Source organism: Glycocaulis alkaliphilus (genome assembly GCF_004000605.1).
Classification (GTDB): domain Bacteria; phylum Pseudomonadota; class Alphaproteobacteria; order Caulobacterales; family Maricaulaceae; genus Glycocaulis; species Glycocaulis alkaliphilus.
Genome location: NZ_CP018911.1, coordinates 1171053 through 1186318 on the forward strand (window position 1 = coordinate 1171053; position 15266 = coordinate 1186318).

Here is a 15266-nt window from a genome sequence, read left to right on the forward strand (position 1 = left end):
GGTGATGAAAGCTTATTGCGTGGATTCGGGGCCTGGCGTCTCTCCCAGCAGGCGTGACAGGAGAGCCTGATTCCATTCGCGCCCCGGATCGATGGTGTAAAGCTGGTCTCGGCTGACATGGCCTGCCCGGATCTGGGCGGCTGCGTAGACATGGCTGGCGCGGATAGCGCTGGCGCAGTTGATCACCACCGGGCCATCAGTATCGGCCATGATGCGTGCTACCGCATCGGCAGCTTCCGTCCCTGTCATGCCCCCGACCGGGACGTTCGCGTAGACCATCCCGTTTTGCATGACGTTTTCTGCATAATCGAAGCCCAGTGCCTCGATCTCCGGCTCGGTCAGCAGGTTGATGACGGTGGTACGGCCTTCGCGCGCCCAGCTGCGTGCATCGCCGGCATCGGGCCGTGCTTCAAACCGCACATCGCCGCGAATTTCGGGCATCGGGGTCTGTTGCCCGAGTGCGGGCGCCGCAGGCATGGCGAGCAGGGCGGTCACGGCAAGAACGGGGCGGAGCATTTCAAGCCTCTTTCGGACGCGTGGACATTATCCGGCGTTCAGATGTCGCCTTTGCGAGTCATGATTTCAAGGACACGGTGCGCTGCCCTCTCGGTTTCGTGAAGAGGCATATAGCTCCAGCGGTCCAGACGCCCAAGGAAGGGCCGCACCGCGCCGTGAGCCTCCAGCGCGCTGTAGAGCCGGGCAAACTTGCCGGGCTTTCCCTCCAGCATCAGCCGGTAGACGGGCGTGCCGGTAGCGGCGGCCTCGGTGAGCATGTTGGTGGAATCCTCAGTGGCGAATATCCAGTCGGCACCGGCCAGAAAGCCAAAATACGGGTTCGGCTCGCCACCCGTATGCAGCCACACGCCGTCGTCTGCGCCGAATTGCGCTTCCAGTGCGCTCACGAAGCTCTCTGGCGTGCGCCGCGAAGTGGTGATCATCAGGCCGATGTCTTGCGCACGCAGCCAGACGAGGCGCTCCAACAGCACACCGGCGATCTCCGGCGTGAACTGGTGATGCCGGGAATCCCCGCCAATCAGCACAGCTGCGCGCGGGGCGGGCAGGGCGGCGATCTGCCCGGCAAAGGCGCGCTCTGCCTCGGCCAGCCGCTCTGGCGTGATACGGTTGGGCGAGCCGGTGATTTCAAACACTTGGCGGCCGCGCATGCGGTCATGCTCAGGTGGTATGATGAGATCGAAGCGGTGATGGGCCATTTTCGGGTCCTGCACATAGACAAAGACCGCGTCTGGAAAAGCCTTGCGGTGTTCGCCCGCCGCCCGAACGGCCGCCATGCCGCATCCGATCCACAAATCGGGCGCAATGGGGCCGGGATCGGGCAGGTCGCCGGTACGCGGCACCTGCACGGGCAGGATGCGCATGGGCGTCAGCCGGGCCACGGCCTCGGCGAGGCCCAGCGCCTGATTCTCCATGCCTCGCCTGCCGTCGGTAACGACAAAGCAGGCACGTTCTGCACGATTGGATTTGTCCGCCATACCGTCAGTTAGCCTGCAAGGACGCGTCCAGCCAAGAGGCCGTGGAACTGCACTGCACATCCACGCGGCGCGATCGCATGCCTGCTGCCCTCTCCGCCGCATGCGCTACGGATCGGTAATCGTGTCCGGTGTAACGGGTGCGAAATGAGAGAGCTTTCTGCCGATCATCGGCTTCTACACGAGCGTCCCAACATCGCGTACTTGTGCGCCGGGCACCACACGGCGTGGGAAGACGCCGCGCGCGGCATGGTTGTCCTGTCTGATCTGTTAAACCACGAGCGCCTGAGCGGCATGGTGATAGATTTCCGGACGGTGTCCCATCTGTTCAACGATCTTGAATACGCAGAACTGGCCAAGCGCGCCCGCCTGTTCTCTCCAACCTATTTCCCGGTCGGCTGGATCACGGGGCCGTGCCACGCCGACAAGGCCGAACTGATGGTCAGGCTGTTGCGCCAGCATGGGCTGAATAGTCGCAGCTTCACAAGCTGGGCCACGCTGACGGCATGGCTCGGGTGCCCGCAAGCCATGGACCCCCTGCCGCGAGAGACGCTGGAGGTATAGGCGCGGCATGCTGGCCCCTCCCTCGCAGCAAGAAGCCGGCGGATCGCTCCGCCGGCTTCGGTCATTTCTAAAGAGTGGCAGGCAGTAAGCCTATTTCCACTCGACCTTGATGATCTCGTACGTCTTCAGCCCGCCGGGCGCATTGACCTCGACGACATCGCCCTCTTCCTTGTTGATGAGCGCGCGCGCGATGGGCGAGGAAATCGAGATCTTGCCCGATTTCACATCGGCCTCATCATCGCCGACAATCTTGTAGGTGGCTTCCGCCTCGGTATCCTCGTCGATGAGGGTGACCGTTGCGCCGAACTTCACCTGCTCGCCGGACATGCGCGAAACGTCAATGATTTGCGCACGTGCGAGCTTGTCCTCAAGCTCGACGACACGGCCTTCAATCCAGCTCTGACGTTCCTTGGCCGCGTGATATTCCGCGTTCTCTGACAGATCGCCATGGTCGCGCGCTTCGGAGATCGCCTGGATCACCGCCGGGCGCTCAACCGATTTGAGATGCTTCAATTCTTCGTCGAGGGCCCGGTGACCCTCGGCGGTCATAGGGATTTTTTGCATAGGGAAGGACTCGTTTCTTTTTACGCCTGCGAGCGTAAGACCCAAATGATCCCGCTATCAAGCGCTCTTTGCGTTCTCCTCGAACGCCCTAGTAACGATAGGATTGCAAAGCGCGCGGTTCAAGCTCTCCTGCATCAATCGTCGCAATCGCCTTGACGGCAGCCCGGCTGGCCGATGCCGTAGTATAGCAAGGCACTTTCAGCTCCAGTGCGGTGCGGCGGATGGAGTAGCTGTCGATCTGGCTCTGGCGGCCTTCTGTTGTGTTGAAGATCAGCTGGACCTCACCGTTCTTGATCGCGTCGACAATGTGCGGGCGGCCTTCGAACACCTTGTTGATGCGCGTAACTGTCACACCGGCCTCTTCCAGCGTCTTTGCCGTGCCACCGGTCGCCAGCAGTGAGAAGCCAAGCTGCGTCAGCTGGCGGCAGGGTTCGATCATCTGTGCCTTGTCGGACTCTTTGAGCGAGACGAATACAGCCCCTGAACGCGGCAGGCGCACCCCGGCACCCAGCTGGGCCTTGGCGAAGGCGGCTTCAAAACGCATGTCGATGCCCATTACCTCGCCGGTGGAGCGCATTTCCGGGCCCAGCACCGGGTCAACGCCGGGGAAGCGGGCGAACGGCATCACCGCTTCTTTCACAGCAATATGCTCGGGCGTGTCATTCCATGCCTTGAAACCAGACAGCTTCTCGCCTGCCATCACCTTGGCCGCGATGCCGGCAACCGGCGCGCCAATGGCCTTGGCCACGAAGGGCACGGTACGGCTGGCGCGCGGATTGACCTCCAGCACGAAAATCTCGCCATCCTTAACCGCGTACTGCACGTTCATCAGGCCTTTCACGCCTATGGCTTTTGCCAGCGCGACAGTTTCCGCTCTCAACTCCGCGATGGTTTCGGCCGGCAGGGAATGAGGCGGGATGGAACAGGCGCTGTCGCCGGAGTGAACACCGGCTTCCTCGATGTGTTCCATGACGCCCGCGATGCGCACTTCCTCGCCATCGCACACCGCATCGACATCCACTTCTGAGGCGTCGGTGAGGTAGCGGTCGAGCAGAAGCGGGCTGTCGCCGGAGACGTGAACGGCGGCACGGATATAGCGCTCCAGACTTTCCTGATCGCGCACGATCTCCATGCCGCGCCCGCCGAGGACGAAAGAGGGGCGCAAGACCAGCGGAAAGCCGAGTTCCTTGGCCGTCTCCAGCGCTTCCTCTTCAGAGCGCACGATCGCGTTCGGCGGCTGGCGCAGGCCCAGCGTGTCCAGCAGCGCCTTGAAGCGTTCACGGTCCTCGGACAGATCGATCGCGTCGGGGCTGGTGCCGAGAATCGGGATGCCGGCTTTTTCGAGCGCGCTGGCGAGCTTCAGCGGGGTCTGCCCGCCATATTGCACGACGACACCCAACAATGTGCCATTGGCCTGTTCTGTCTCGATCAGTTCGAGCACGTCCTCATCGGTCAGCGGCTCGAAATAAAGCCGGTCGGCCGTGTCATAGTCGGTGGAGACGGTTTCAGGATTGCAGTTCACCATGATGGACTCGATGCCCATCTCGGCGAACGCAAAGGCCGCGTGGCAGCAGCAATAATCGAACTCGATGCCCTGACCGATCCGGTTCGGCCCGCCGCCCAGGATGATGGCTTTCTTCGCGCTTGAAGGCTGGCTCTCGCACCCGCCGGTTTCGTAGGTGGAATACATATAGGCGGTGGGCGTTGCGAACTCGGCCGCGCAAGTGTCCACGCGCTTGTAGACCGGACGCACGTTCAGGGCCTTGCGCGCTTCACGCACCTTGGCTTCGGTGGATTTCGTCAGCTGCGCGAGGCGCAGATCGGAAAAGCCCATGGCTTTGAGCCGGCGGAAGGCCTTGGCATCGCCGGGCAGGCCCAGCGTGGCCAGGTCTTCCTCGGCGTGGACGATCTCTTCGATCTGGCGCAGGAACCAGGGCTCATAGGCGCAGGCGGCGTTGATCTCGTCCACGCTGAGGCCTTCGCGGAAGGCTTGCGCGATCACGCGCAGCCGGTCCGGCGTCGGGCGGGCCAGCGCTGCGAACACGGCATGGCGGCGTCCTTCCGGCCCATCGGCGGACTCAAAGCCCTCAATCTCGATCTCGTCAAAGCCACAAAGTCCGGTCTCCAGGCTGCGCAGCGCTTTCTGCATGCTTTCCTGGAAGGTGCGGCCCATGGCCATGGCCTCGCCCACCGACTTCATGGAGGTGGAAAGCAGGTTCTGGGCGCCCGGATATTTCTCGAAAGCAAAGCGCGGGATTTTCGTGACGACATAGTCAATCGACGGCTCGAAGCTCGCGGGCGTTGCGCCGCCCGTGATGTCGTTATCGATCTCGTCGAGCGTGTAGCCTACCGCGAGCTTGGCAGCGACCTTGGCAATCGGGAAGCCCGTGGCTTTTGAAGCCAGCGCAGATGAGCGCGACACGCGCGGGTTCATCTCGATGACCACCATGCGGCCGGTCTTCGGATCGACGGCGAACTGCACGTTTGAGCCGCCGGTTTCCACTCCGATCTCGCGCAAGACTGCAATCGAGGCGGAGCGCATGCGCTGATATTCCTTGTCGGTCAGCGTCAATGCGGGGGCGACGGTGATGGAATCGCCGGTATGTACGCCCATCGGGTCAATATTTTCGATCGAGCAGATAATGATGCAGTTGTCCGCGCGGTCGCGCACCACCTCCATCTCGAACTCTTTCCAGCCGAGCACGCTTTCTTCCACCAGCACCTCGGTGACGGGGGAGGCGGCAAGGCCGGTGCCGACGATCTCGCGGTACTCCTCGACATTATAGGCGATGCCGCCGCCGGTGCCGCCCATCGTGAAGGACGGACGGATGACGGCAGGCAGGCCAAGTTCGTCCAGCACGGCTTCGGCCTCGGCCAGCGAATGCACGGCGCGCGATTTCGGGCTTTCCAGACCTATTCTGTCCATCGCGTCGCGGAAGCGCTGGCGGTTTTCCGCCTTGTCGATGACGTCGGCCTTGGCGCCGATCATCTCCACACCGAACAGCTCCAGCACGCCGCGCTTTTCCAGCTCCAGCGCACAGTTGAGCGCGGTCTGCCCGCCCATCGTGGGGAGCAGCGCGTCGGGGCGCTCCTTCTCGATGATCTTGGCGACCATTTCAGGGGTGATCGGCTCGATATAGGTGGCGTCTGCGAGGACCGGATCGGTCATGATCGTGGCCGGGTTGGAGTTCACCAGAATGACCCGGTAGCCCTCTTCTTTCAGCGCCTTGACTGCCTGCACGCCCGAATAGTCGAACTCGCAGGCCTGACCGATGACGATAGGGCCGGCACCGATGATGAGGATGGAGCTAATATCGGTGCGTCTGGGCATGGGCGGTGCTCCGTTTGTGTTCGCGCGCGTATCCGCGCTGCCGGTCTTGTGGGGCAAGTCCGGGCGCGGTTCGACTCTGATTACATGCTAGAAGCGGGTGTTAGCGCCAATTTGCTCCCATGGCGAGGGGGTAGGTGCTTATGCCGATCCTATTGACCGAATAGGTAGGCTATCGCCTGCCATGAGAGCAAAATGGCCTTGCAGATGAAACCGGTGGCGAGCAGCAAGAGCATCCACGGTTGTTGAAGTGTATTAAGCGCGTAAAGAGTCTTGGCGTCTTCTTCCAGCTTGTCGCTATCGTCGGGATCGCCGCACCGCTGTGACTTCCCTTCCAAGTGTAAGCCCCAAAGTGCACGAATAATTGTTATCATGCCGCCGGCCACGAGCGCTGTGTCACCTAGCCAACCGATAACTGTAAGAGGCTCGTGCATGCGGGTTACTCAATGGAGATACGCAAACTTTTGCCCATCGCGAGCGCGATGTGTGCCAACGTAGCGACAGTTGCCCCTTTTTTTCCCATACGTCCGTTTGCAAGACGTGAGACAGTCGCCGGATCTGGACCACCAGCTTTGCGCAGATCTTCCAGGGTCTGTCCATAAGCCTTTAGAGCCGTCACCAACGCATCGGACACTTCAGCTTGCGCCACGAAACTGGCAGCCTCCAACAGTGCGCCGCGCCCATCATCGCCAGCCGCTTCCAGTAGGCGAGCGTCAATATCCGACGAACCGGCAGTGTTTGTCTGCGTAGGCGATATTGACCCGGATACTTCTGATGTGTGTGGCATATGAGCCTCCTTTTCAATTGATGAGTTTATCAAAATTGATGAATTTGTCAACGCGCTGCCGTTTGAAACGGTCAAAGCGCCTCATTCAGTGCATTCGCATATGGTTGGTGTACTCTGGACCAGTTTACAAAATTGTTGGTCTCTATCTTGAGATCTTGCACTGCGTCGGCCCATCGAATGTCGGGTCCGATCCACATAATCCGAAGTTCGTTGAGCAGGTCGAAATAGACCAGCAATGCCGCCATGTCGGAAAAGTGCCGGGCTTCCGGAGGGCCAGCATATAATTTGGCAAAATAGCTTTCGGGGTCAGCATCCCGTAAAGCACGCGATCCGAGCTGAAATGCGGATTCATCCGGAAAAAGGGGTGTTGCAGGGCTGCACAGGCCATGTAGAAGCGCGGCTGACCGGCGCGGCCAGCTCAAGGCCCCGGTACTGGACAGCACGTCCCGTTCAAGCGTGGCGAAGCGGCCATCTGTCGGCAGATAATTGGGTGAGGTGCTACTATGGGCTCTTGAAAACCGGTTCGAACGTTCTTGAAAGGCGTTTTGCATCGCCATAATTCGACTGGCAGTTTTCGCACTGTGTACGAGTCCCTGCATTCGGTAATGCTTTCGGGTGTTTAGGATACGTGATTGATCCAGTGTGATTTTTAGCATCCGGAACCCTAAAATAGGTTTTCGTGTCCCTAATAATCCAGTCTACTCAGAGTTTTGATCGGCGGACAAGCCTCACCCCAGACTTAAATCCCGCCAGAGCTGGGGCTGGAGGTTGGCGTCGCGCCGCCGCACGCGGTCTGAAATCATCCAGAAGGCGCGCTCATGCAGCAGCGGCACATTGCATTGCTCTTCCAGGAAAACCGCCTCGGCCTCGCGGTGAACGGCGATGCGTTCAGAGCGCGAGACGCGTCCGCGTGCATCTTCCATCAACTGGGCAAAGCGCGTCCGGCCCGGCCCGGACCAGCCTGTATCATCGGCAAATCCGCCCGGTGCGAATGGTTCCAGCATGAAGTCCGGCTCTGATTTCAGGCCCCGGTTGAAATAGCCCAGCGTCATGTCGAACTCGCCGCCCGCCACGGCCTGATTGATGTCGTGCGGGTAGGAGGAGAGGATGTCTATATCCAGCCCCGCACTGCGCAGATCATCCGCGATGGCAATCGCAATGCGCTCCCGGCTGCCCGATGACACCCGCAAGACCAGCCGCAGCGGGCTGTCCGGCCCGTAACCAGCCTCGGCCAGCAGCGCGCGGGCGGCCTCCCTGTCCGGTCCCGGCGCGGTTTGCCCGTTCTCTTCCAGCGCCTGTGCGGTGATGACATGAATCGTGGGCGTGGCTTCGCCGCTGAAGAAGTTCTCCGCCAGAAACTGCCGGTCCACGGCGAGCGAAATGGCACGGCGCACGCGTACATCGTTCAGGCCGGGCCGCCTGTGATTGAGTTTGAGATAGGTCAGTATGGGTGCGTCAAATCCGTGCAGCCGGTCGCCGATCTCCCGGCGCAGAAAGCCGATCTGCTCAGGCGGCGGACGGTCGGCAAGATCCAGATCGCCGGAGCGGAAGAGGCGCGCCCGCGTCGCCTCGTCCTCAACCACATCGACGCGCACAGTCTCTATGGAGACACTACCTGCGGCGTGGAAGCGCGGATTTCTGGCGAGAAGATAGGTCAGCGCGCTGGCCTGGCGCAGAATGTACGGCCCGGCGCTGACCCAGTTTTCGGGGCGCACCCAGCGATCCCCGCGCGCCTCGATCACATGGCGGGGCAGGGGGTAAAACTCGCGCATCAATACCGGGAAGGCACCAACGGGCGTATCCAGCTCGAAAATGATCGTGCGGGCATCGGGGGCTGTGACGCCTATCTCGCTGGCAGGGGCTCTGCCTGCGAGCGCAGCGCGGGCGCCGCGAACAGCAAAAAAATCGCCCAGATTGGCAAAGCCGGTGCGCGGGTCCACGGCGCGCTGGGCGGTCCATACGACGTCATCAGCCGTCAGCGGCATGCCGTCGGACCATTGCAGGCCTTCGGCGAGCCTGAAGCGCCAGATGCGCCCATCCTCCGAACGCCAGCTTTGCGCCAGACCCGGTGCCAGCCCGCCTGACGGGCTGTATTCGGTCAAGGGCGCATGCAGCTGCTTGTAGAGCAGGGCGGAGGCCGCAAACTGGCCTTTGAGCGGATCAAGGCTGTCGGGTTCAGTGTCGATGGCGGCGCGCAGCAGGCTGCTGTCCGCACCGCCGCGCGGCGCACAGGCGGCAAACGCCAGCACCCCGGCGCTGGCTGCACCGCCCAGAAGTGTCCGCCGTGAGACGGGCAAAAGGATTCGCTTGCTCATGACCGCAGTTTTGCGGGCAGCGGCGGACTCTGGCAATGCCTACCAGCGCGCGCGGATCGAGGCCCAGCCCAAGGCCTGAGGCTCGGCGTCCGCAATATGGCCGGGCTCACGGGTCACACGCGCGGCAAAGGCGGCGTCGACCTGTGTGGTCAGCTGCTTGCGCCAGGCGGCTTCCAGCGAAATCTCGCGGCCCGAAGGCGTCAGCGAAGCATGGCGCCGCTCATAGCTGACCCTGTCTTCCCGGTCGACATTGACCGGAACCCGGGCAGAGATCCGTCCGTGCTCCATGCGCAGTGGCTGAGACAGGGTGAAACCAAACCTGCCCCCGGCCAGCGGCCTGTCGATACCGGCGCTCCACGCGCTGGCACCGAGCTCCTGCTCGACGGTCAGCGAGGCGGGCGTGTTGAACTGGCCGGTGACGTATTCCGCCCGCGCCGACCCGCGCCAGCCGAGCGGCAGCTGGCCAGACCAGAGCGCTGCGGTGAACTGGGTGTCGGCGGCGTCTTCTGCCCCGAACCGGGCGGCCAGCCTGCCACCCATCACCGAACCGGTTTCCTGGCCGGTGCCGGTCTCCAGCCCGACGGTCTGCCCGGTAAGCCGGCCGGACCGCAGGGTGTAGGTGAAGCCCACGGCGTTGAATGCGCTGTTGTCTCCAGAGGAGGAGCGCATATGGAAGGCAGCGGGGCCGAACTCATAGCTGGCTGCCACCCATTCGCGCGAGCCAGCAAAGCGGGCCACCGCACCTGAGAACAGGGTTTCCGACAGCACCGATACCCCTGCCCCGCCAACGGGTGCGGGCGAGGAGAAGCCGCGCCCGGCTTCCACGCTCAAGCCCCCCTGACGGAAGGCGAAGGACATGTCCGGAGCCGACTGGTACCAGTCCTGCGGCAGGTTGCGCAGCAGGTGCGGCGGCTGCCAGTTCATGCGCAGATTGATGCTGGCCGGGCCGACCTGGGTGCGTGACGCGCGTGCCAGGCCCGCCGCTGCTGCGCTTTCCATGGCGTTCAGAGCGCTGTCCGGTGCAAAGGATGGGCGGTCGGCGCTGAAATGGAAGGGGCGGCGATAGCTGTCGCGCAGCACGGCATCATCAACCAGTCCGCTTTCCCAGAGCCAGTCCCCTGCCGGACCGTCCGGCGCAGACAGGAGCAGGTCGAGCGGGATGGCTTCGCCTGTGCCAAGCCGCATGCTGGTCGCGCCGACGGGCTGGAAAGCGGCCGCCAGGTCGATCAGCCCGCGACCGTAAATGCTGTCGGTGCCCGGGGCGCCGAGATCGAGCGCAGTATCAAACAGGATTTGCAGGGCATCATTGCCCTGCAGGTTCGGGAAAGCATCCAGTAGCAGGGCGAGAGCGCCGGCTACGTGCGGCGCGGCAAAGCTGGTGCCCGAGTAAAGGACAAGGCGTGGGTCGCCGTCGTCATCATCGAGAAAGGGCGTCAGGATACGCCGTCCCGGTGCCATCAGGAAAGTTTCGCCGGCGTTGCCGGCCCGGTTGGAGAAACTTGTGATAACCGTCTCGCCGGGCGCACAGTTCTCACCGCCATCCGGGCATTGAACGGCGCCAACTGCCACAACAAACCCTTGCGCGTCCGGCATGTTGGCAAAGTTGGCCGGGAAATTGGGCTGGTCACCCGTGCCGTCCGTTTCCTCGCCGCTATTTCCCGCCGAAACGACGATGAAAATACCGGCATTTACTGCGCGCCGCATCGCAGCGAATGTCTGAGTCAGGGAGTCATTGCTGCCGATATCGCGCCCCAGCGAAAGATTGATCACGCGCGCGTTGTGGCTGATCGCATAGTCGATGGAAGCTGCGATATTGGCGTCCGAGAAGCGGCAGCCGCCATCATCGGGATCGTCATCTTCGCACGTTCCCGGTGTGTCTGCGCGGATAGCCAGAACGATACTTTCAAAGGCGACGCCGTGGCCACCCTGATTGTTCTTGTTTGCAACAATAACACCGGCCACGCCCGTGCCGTGTCCGTCTATGTCTTCCAACTCGCCGCGTGAAGAAACGATATCGGTGCTTGCGGAGGAGATGCGGCGGTGAAATTCGGGATGAGACTGATTGATGCCACTGTCCACGACCGCGACGGTGATGCCCTGTCCGGTCGCGCCGGCCGCGTAGGCGCTCGACGCATTGATCAGGCCCAGCCCGTACTGGCGATTATACTCAGCCGTTTCAAAATCTGCCGGATTCCCGGGCGGGGGTGGCGGCGGAGGAGGAGGGGGTGGAGGCGGCGGGGGGGAGGTGGAGGTGCAGGCGTTACGGTAGGGCTGCCACCGCCACCGCCGCCACCACAGCCAGCCATGCCGATGCAGGCTGCCGCAAATACCGTTACCAGAAGCGCGCTGCGCAGTTTCATGGCCATTCCTGATCTCCGCGTCCCCTGTCCTTCGACAGATAAGCTAGAGCCGATCAGGCAAAATGGAAAAGGTTTTCCGAGAGGTGGGGTTTATCAGGGGTCAACCGCCCGACAGGCGGCCGACAAATTCGTCAAACACGCCAAAGGAATCCTGCGGGCCGGGGCTGGCTTCCGGATGGTGCTGCACCGACATGACCGGCTTGTCCTTAAGGCGGAAGCCGCAATTTGTACCGTCGAACAGCGAGATATGGGTCTCTTCGGCATTTTCGGGCAGGCTGTCACGATCCACCGCGAAGCCGTGATTCATGGAGACGATCTCCACTTGGCCTGACAGTATGTTTTTCACCGGATGGTTCGCGCCATGATGGCCGTGGGTCATTTTCTGTGTCCGGGCGCCAATGGCCAGTGCGAGCATCTGGTGGCCAAGGCAGATGCCAAGGGTTGGCACACCTGCCTCGATGACGCCGCGAATGGTGGCCAGCGCATACTCACCCGTGGCAGCCGGATCACCGGGCCCGTTCGACACGACGACGCCCGCCGGCGACAGCGAGAGTACGTCTTCGGCACTCGCCGTGCCGCGCACCACTTTTACGCGCGCTCCAGCCCCTGCCAGACGGCGCAGTATGTTGGCCTTCACGCCATAATCCAGCACCACAACGAGCGGACCATCGGACGGGCCGATGCCCGGCCCGTCGGGCCACACCCAGTCTGATTGCGTCCAGTCGCTGTCTGCTTCGCTCAGAACATGCTGCGCCAGCTCTGCGCCTTCCATGCTGGGCGCATCGAGCGCAGCCTTGCGCAAGGTATCCGCGTCCAGCTTCCCGTCCGGGGAGTGTGCAATCGCGGCGATAGGCATGCCCAGCTCGCGGATCCGGGCCGTGAGCGCACGGGTGTCGACGCCGGTGACGGCCACAATGCCCCGCGCGGTCAGCCATTCGGTAAAGCTGTGTTCGGCGCGCCAGCTGGATGGCGGCGTGATCGGGGCCCGGCTGACCATGCCTACGGCTGCCTTGCGCGCCCTGTCACTGGCGGCCTCTTCATCGTGCGCATTGGCACCGACATTGCCGATATGAGGGAAGGTGAAGCAGACGATCTGTCCGGCATAGGACGGATCGGCGAGAATCTCCTGATGCCCGGTCATCGCCGTGTTGAAGCAGAGCTCGCCAGTGGCGATTCCCGATGCCCCGGCGCCTTCGCCGGGGATGATCGTGCCGTCAGCCAGCACGATGGCTCCAGTCGCCCCGTCAAGATCGCTGTCGCGCCAGGGGTTTGCGGTCAGTACTTGATTCCCGGCCCGTTCCGTCATATCTCACCGCCTGATTTCGCGTGCGCCGCACAATAAGGGCGGCCCTTTGAACAAACGCGCGGACGGTATGTGAGCCTTGCCCGGACGTCAAGCAAGCTAGAAGCCGAAAAAGAAACTCAAAAACAACGGGTTAGGCGGCGTCGCTGTAACTCGTGCGAATGGATGAAAAATGTCGCTGCGCGACCAGATTGCCGAAGACCTCAAAAACGCGATGCGGGCCAAGGATGGGCTGAAGCTCAGCACGCTGCGCCTCGTTCAGGCTGCCATCAAGGACCGTGACATCGCTGCGCGGGCTGAAGACCGCTGCCAGGGGTGCGGTGAGGGCGAGATCATGGCCCTGCTGCAGAAGCTGGTGAAGCAGCGCGAGGAGAGCGCCGAAACCTATGAGAACGCTGGCCGGCTGGATCTGGCCGAGCGTGAGCGGGCGGAAGCCGACATCGTGCGCGCCTACCTGCCCAAGCCGATGTGCGAGCAGGAAATCGAGCAGGCCGCAGAGACGGTCGTCGACGAGCTCGGCGCCACGGGCCTGAAGGACATGGGCAAGTGCATGGGCGCGCTCAAACAGCGCTATACCGGCCGCATGGACTTTTCCAAGGCGGGCGAAACGGTGAAGACCCTGCTGCAGAGCCGGGCGTAAAGCGCACAACTAGGCCGTGGCAAGTCTGCCGCGTGTGCTATGGTGAGCCATGGCCCTTCCCGACGGATTCCTTGACGAAATCAAAGCGCGCATCCGCCTCTCCGATCTAGTGGGGCGCACGGTAGCCCTGCGCCGTCAGGGCCGGGAGTTTGCCGGGCTGTCTCCGTTCAAGAAAGAGCGCACGCCATCCTTTTTCGTCAATGACGAGAAGGGGTTCTACCATTGCTTCTCCAGCCAGAAGAATGGCGATGCCGTCAACTGGCTGCAGGAAACGCAAGGTCTCAGCTTCATGGAGGCGGTCGAGACGCTCGCCGCCGAGGCAGGGCTGGCCATGCCTGCGCCGGACCCGGAAGCGGCCCGCAAGGATGAGCGCCGCAAGGAGCTGGCCGAGTGGAACGAGCTGGCGCAGCAGTATTTTGCGCGTGAGCTGAACGGCCCGCGCGGGAGCGAGGCGCGCGCCTATCTGGAGCGTCGTGGCCTGTCTCCGCGTGACTGGGAGAATTTCGGCCTTGGCTATGCGCCTGAGATGCGTACCGGGCTGAAGGATTTCCTCATCAACAAGGGCGCAAAGCCCGATGAGCTGGTGACGGCCGGGCTGCTGATCGCGCCCGAAGATGGCGGCGCGGCGTTCGACCGTTTCCGTGGCCGGGTGATGTTTCCGATCCACGATCCGCGCGGGCGGCTTGTCGCGTTTGGCGGGCGGGCTCTGTCCAAGGACGCGCGCGCCAAATATCTCAACTCACCCGAGACGCCGCTCTTCCATAAAAGCCATGTCCTCTATCGCTACCCGCAAGCGCGCACAGCGGCCTCCGATCCGAAATCCGGCATTCGCGGACTGATAGTCGCCGAAGGCTATATGGACGTGATCGCGCTGAACCGGGCAGGGCTCGTTCATGCCGTGGCGCCTCTGGGCACCGCGCTGACCGAGGACCAGATACGTTTATTGTGGCGTGCGGGGCCGGAGCCGGTGATCTGCCTTGACGGTGACAGTGCCGGTCAGCGCGCGGCAGGGCTGGCCGCTGAGCGCGCCCTTCCCATGCTGGAGCCGGGCAAGACCTTGCGCTTTGTCTTTCTCCCGGACGGGCAGGACCCTGACGATGTATTGAAGGCCAAGGGCGCCGAGACGCTGCGCGCGCTGGTCAACGATACGCGCTCGCTGGCCGATCTGGTCTGGGACAGGGAGTTTGCCGCAGAGCCGCTGGCCGACCCGGACCGCCGGGCAGGTTTCCGCCGGCGCCTGCGCGCGCTGACTTCAAAGATCGCCGATCCGGATGTGCGCGAGGAATACAAGGCCGAGTTTGACAGGCGCCTTGCCTCGGCGTTTGGCCGCAAGCCGGCGCGCGCGCCCTGGCGCGGGCGTCAGGATGCGAGTGGCATATCCGATGGTCCGCCGGTGGCCGAAACGCGCAAGCTCGCGCAAGCACGCCGGGCGCCGCCTGCAGTCCGCCATCTTCTGCTGGCTGCCATTGAGTGGCCCGAACTGGCCGTCAGCGAAGCCGAAACGCTTGCCGAGCTGGACTGCGGTCCGCTTGACAGCCTGCGTGACGCTATTCTAGACGCATGCTCCACTGGTCAGATTGCGGATCATGAGATGCTCAGAAACTCTCTGGTCCGGCAGGGGCATCATCCGGTCCTTCGCAAGCTGGAAGCTGAACGGGCACCGATGCGGGCATCCATGGGGGGAGAGGACGCGGACCCTTCCAGCAGGTTGAACGCTTGGCGAAAAGCGGCGGCTTCCTATATGGAAAGGGTTGAAGAGGAACGCATCCGGGGTGAAGCGCGTCTTCTTGAAAGCGAGGCGCTGGCGCGCGGCGATGCCGCTGAAGTGCACCAGCTTATCGCAGGGTATAAGGCCAGCCGCCGTCGCAGATAGCGCGCGGGCGGTCGATTTTGTTTGTGGCAGCTGGTATTCCGGCGG

General features: G+C 62.9%; 13 protein-coding genes. 3 read left to right on the forward strand and 10 right to left on the reverse strand.

Features of this window, described 5'->3' with window-relative positions; all coding sequences use genetic code 11:
• Nucleotides 1-12 precede the first annotated feature (12 nt).
• Nucleotides 13-516: a protein tyrosine phosphatase family protein gene (locus tag X907_RS05590; protein WP_127566058.1), complete on the reverse strand. Its 504-nt coding sequence runs from the start codon at nucleotides 514-516 to the stop codon at nucleotides 13-15.
• A 38-nt stretch (nucleotides 517-554) separates the two neighbouring features.
• Nucleotides 555-1490, reverse strand: a complete 936-nt coding sequence (locus tag X907_RS05595) for a mitochondrial fission ELM1 family protein (RefSeq protein WP_127566060.1) — start codon at nucleotides 1488-1490, stop codon at nucleotides 555-557.
• 246 nt (nucleotides 1491-1736) lie between these two features.
• On the opposite strand from X907_RS05595, the gene X907_RS05600 reads away from it, so the two are divergent.
• The gene (locus X907_RS05600; RefSeq protein ID WP_127566062.1) at nucleotides 1737-2051 is read left to right on the forward strand and encodes a hypothetical protein; all 315 of its coding nucleotides are present in this window, start codon (nucleotides 1737-1739) and stop codon (nucleotides 2049-2051) included.
• A gap of 90 nt (nucleotides 2052-2141) precedes the next feature.
• On the opposite strand, the gene greA is transcribed toward X907_RS05600, so the two are convergent.
• The 8 genes from greA to carA form a co-directional block, all read right to left on the reverse strand.
• Complete coding sequence (greA, locus tag X907_RS05605) at nucleotides 2142-2615, reverse strand: transcription elongation factor GreA (RefSeq protein WP_127566064.1); 474 nt, start codon at nucleotides 2613-2615, stop codon at nucleotides 2142-2144.
• Nucleotides 2616-2703: 88 nt separating this feature from the next.
• Nucleotides 2704-5946: a carbamoyl-phosphate synthase large subunit gene (carB, locus tag X907_RS05610; RefSeq protein WP_127566066.1), complete on the reverse strand. Its 3243-nt coding sequence runs from the start codon at nucleotides 5944-5946 to the stop codon at nucleotides 2704-2706.
• A gap of 149 nt (nucleotides 5947-6095) precedes the next feature.
• Entirely contained in the window at nucleotides 6096-6377 is a 282-nt protein-coding gene (locus tag X907_RS05615) for a hypothetical protein (RefSeq protein ID WP_127566068.1), read from the reverse strand.
• A gap of 5 nt (nucleotides 6378-6382) precedes the next feature.
• Nucleotides 6383-6805 (reverse strand): hypothetical protein, encoded by a 423-nt coding sequence (locus X907_RS05620; RefSeq protein ID WP_127566070.1) that lies wholly within the window; start codon nucleotides 6803-6805, stop codon nucleotides 6383-6385.
• A complete protein-coding gene (locus X907_RS05625) occupies nucleotides 6802-7329 on the reverse strand; it encodes a hypothetical protein (protein ID WP_127566072.1) in 528 nt (175 codons plus the stop codon). The genes X907_RS05620 and X907_RS05625 overlap by 4 nt, the downstream gene beginning before the upstream one ends.
• Nucleotides 7330-7458: 129 nt before the next feature.
• On the reverse strand, nucleotides 7459-9045 hold the full coding sequence (locus X907_RS05630) for a peptide ABC transporter substrate-binding protein (RefSeq protein ID WP_127566074.1): 1587 nt from the start codon (nucleotides 9043-9045) through the stop codon (nucleotides 7459-7461).
• 39 nt (nucleotides 9046-9084) lie between these two features.
• Entirely contained in the window at nucleotides 9085-11445 is a 2361-nt protein-coding gene (locus tag X907_RS05635) for a S8 family peptidase (RefSeq protein WP_335808403.1), read from the reverse strand.
• 60 nt (nucleotides 11446-11505) lie between these two features.
• Nucleotides 11506-12711: a glutamine-hydrolyzing carbamoyl-phosphate synthase small subunit gene (gene carA, locus X907_RS05640; protein WP_127566078.1), complete on the reverse strand. Its 1206-nt coding sequence runs from the start codon at nucleotides 12709-12711 to the stop codon at nucleotides 11506-11508.
• A 169-nt stretch (nucleotides 12712-12880) separates the two neighbouring features.
• Between carA and X907_RS05645 the strand changes: the two genes are divergently transcribed.
• Both X907_RS05645 and dnaG read left to right on the forward strand, forming a co-directional pair.
• Nucleotides 12881-13348 carry a GatB/YqeY domain-containing protein gene (locus X907_RS05645; protein ID WP_127566080.1) on the forward strand — a complete coding sequence of 156 codons (468 nt, stop codon included), beginning with the start codon at nucleotides 12881-12883 and terminating at the stop codon, nucleotides 13346-13348.
• A gap of 49 nt (nucleotides 13349-13397) precedes the next feature.
• On the forward strand, nucleotides 13398-15221 hold the full coding sequence (gene dnaG / locus X907_RS05650) for a DNA primase (RefSeq protein WP_127566081.1): 1824 nt from the start codon (nucleotides 13398-13400) through the stop codon (nucleotides 15219-15221).
• The last annotated feature ends 45 nt before the right edge of the window (nucleotides 15222-15266 follow it).

What these genes read in the sequence shown, in the direction of transcription:
- X907_RS05590 (WP_127566058.1), bottom strand. Translation starts at nt 516, where the DNA reads ATGCTCCGCCCCGTTCTTGCCGTGACCGCCCTGCTCGCCATGCCTGCG.
- X907_RS05595 (WP_127566060.1), bottom strand. Translation starts at nt 1,490, where the DNA reads ATGGCGGACAAATCCAATCGTGCAGAACGTGCCTGCTTTGTCGTTACC.
- X907_RS05600 (WP_127566062.1), top strand. Translation starts at nt 1,737, where the DNA reads ATGGTTGTCCTGTCTGATCTGTTAAACCACGAGCGCCTGAGCGGCATG.
- greA (WP_127566064.1), bottom strand. Translation starts at nt 2,615, where the DNA reads ATGCAAAAAATCCCTATGACCGCCGAGGGTCACCGGGCCCTCGACGAA.
- carB (WP_127566066.1), bottom strand. Translation starts at nt 5,946, where the DNA reads ATGCCCAGACGCACCGATATTAGCTCCATCCTCATCATCGGTGCCGGC.
- X907_RS05615 (WP_127566068.1), bottom strand. Translation starts at nt 6,377, where the DNA reads ATGCACGAGCCTCTTACAGTTATCGGTTGGCTAGGTGACACAGCGCTC.
- X907_RS05625 (WP_127566072.1), bottom strand. Translation starts at nt 7,329, where the DNA reads ATGCAGGGACTCGTACACAGTGCGAAAACTGCCAGTCGAATTATGGCG.
- X907_RS05630 (WP_127566074.1), bottom strand. Translation starts at nt 9,045, where the DNA reads ATGAGCAAGCGAATCCTTTTGCCCGTCTCACGGCGGACACTTCTGGGC.
- carA (WP_127566078.1), bottom strand. Translation starts at nt 12,711, where the DNA reads ATGACGGAACGGGCCGGGAATCAAGTACTGACCGCAAACCCCTGGCGC.
- X907_RS05645 (WP_127566080.1), top strand. Translation starts at nt 12,881, where the DNA reads ATGTCGCTGCGCGACCAGATTGCCGAAGACCTCAAAAACGCGATGCGG.
- dnaG (WP_127566081.1), top strand. Translation starts at nt 13,398, where the DNA reads ATGGCCCTTCCCGACGGATTCCTTGACGAAATCAAAGCGCGCATCCGC.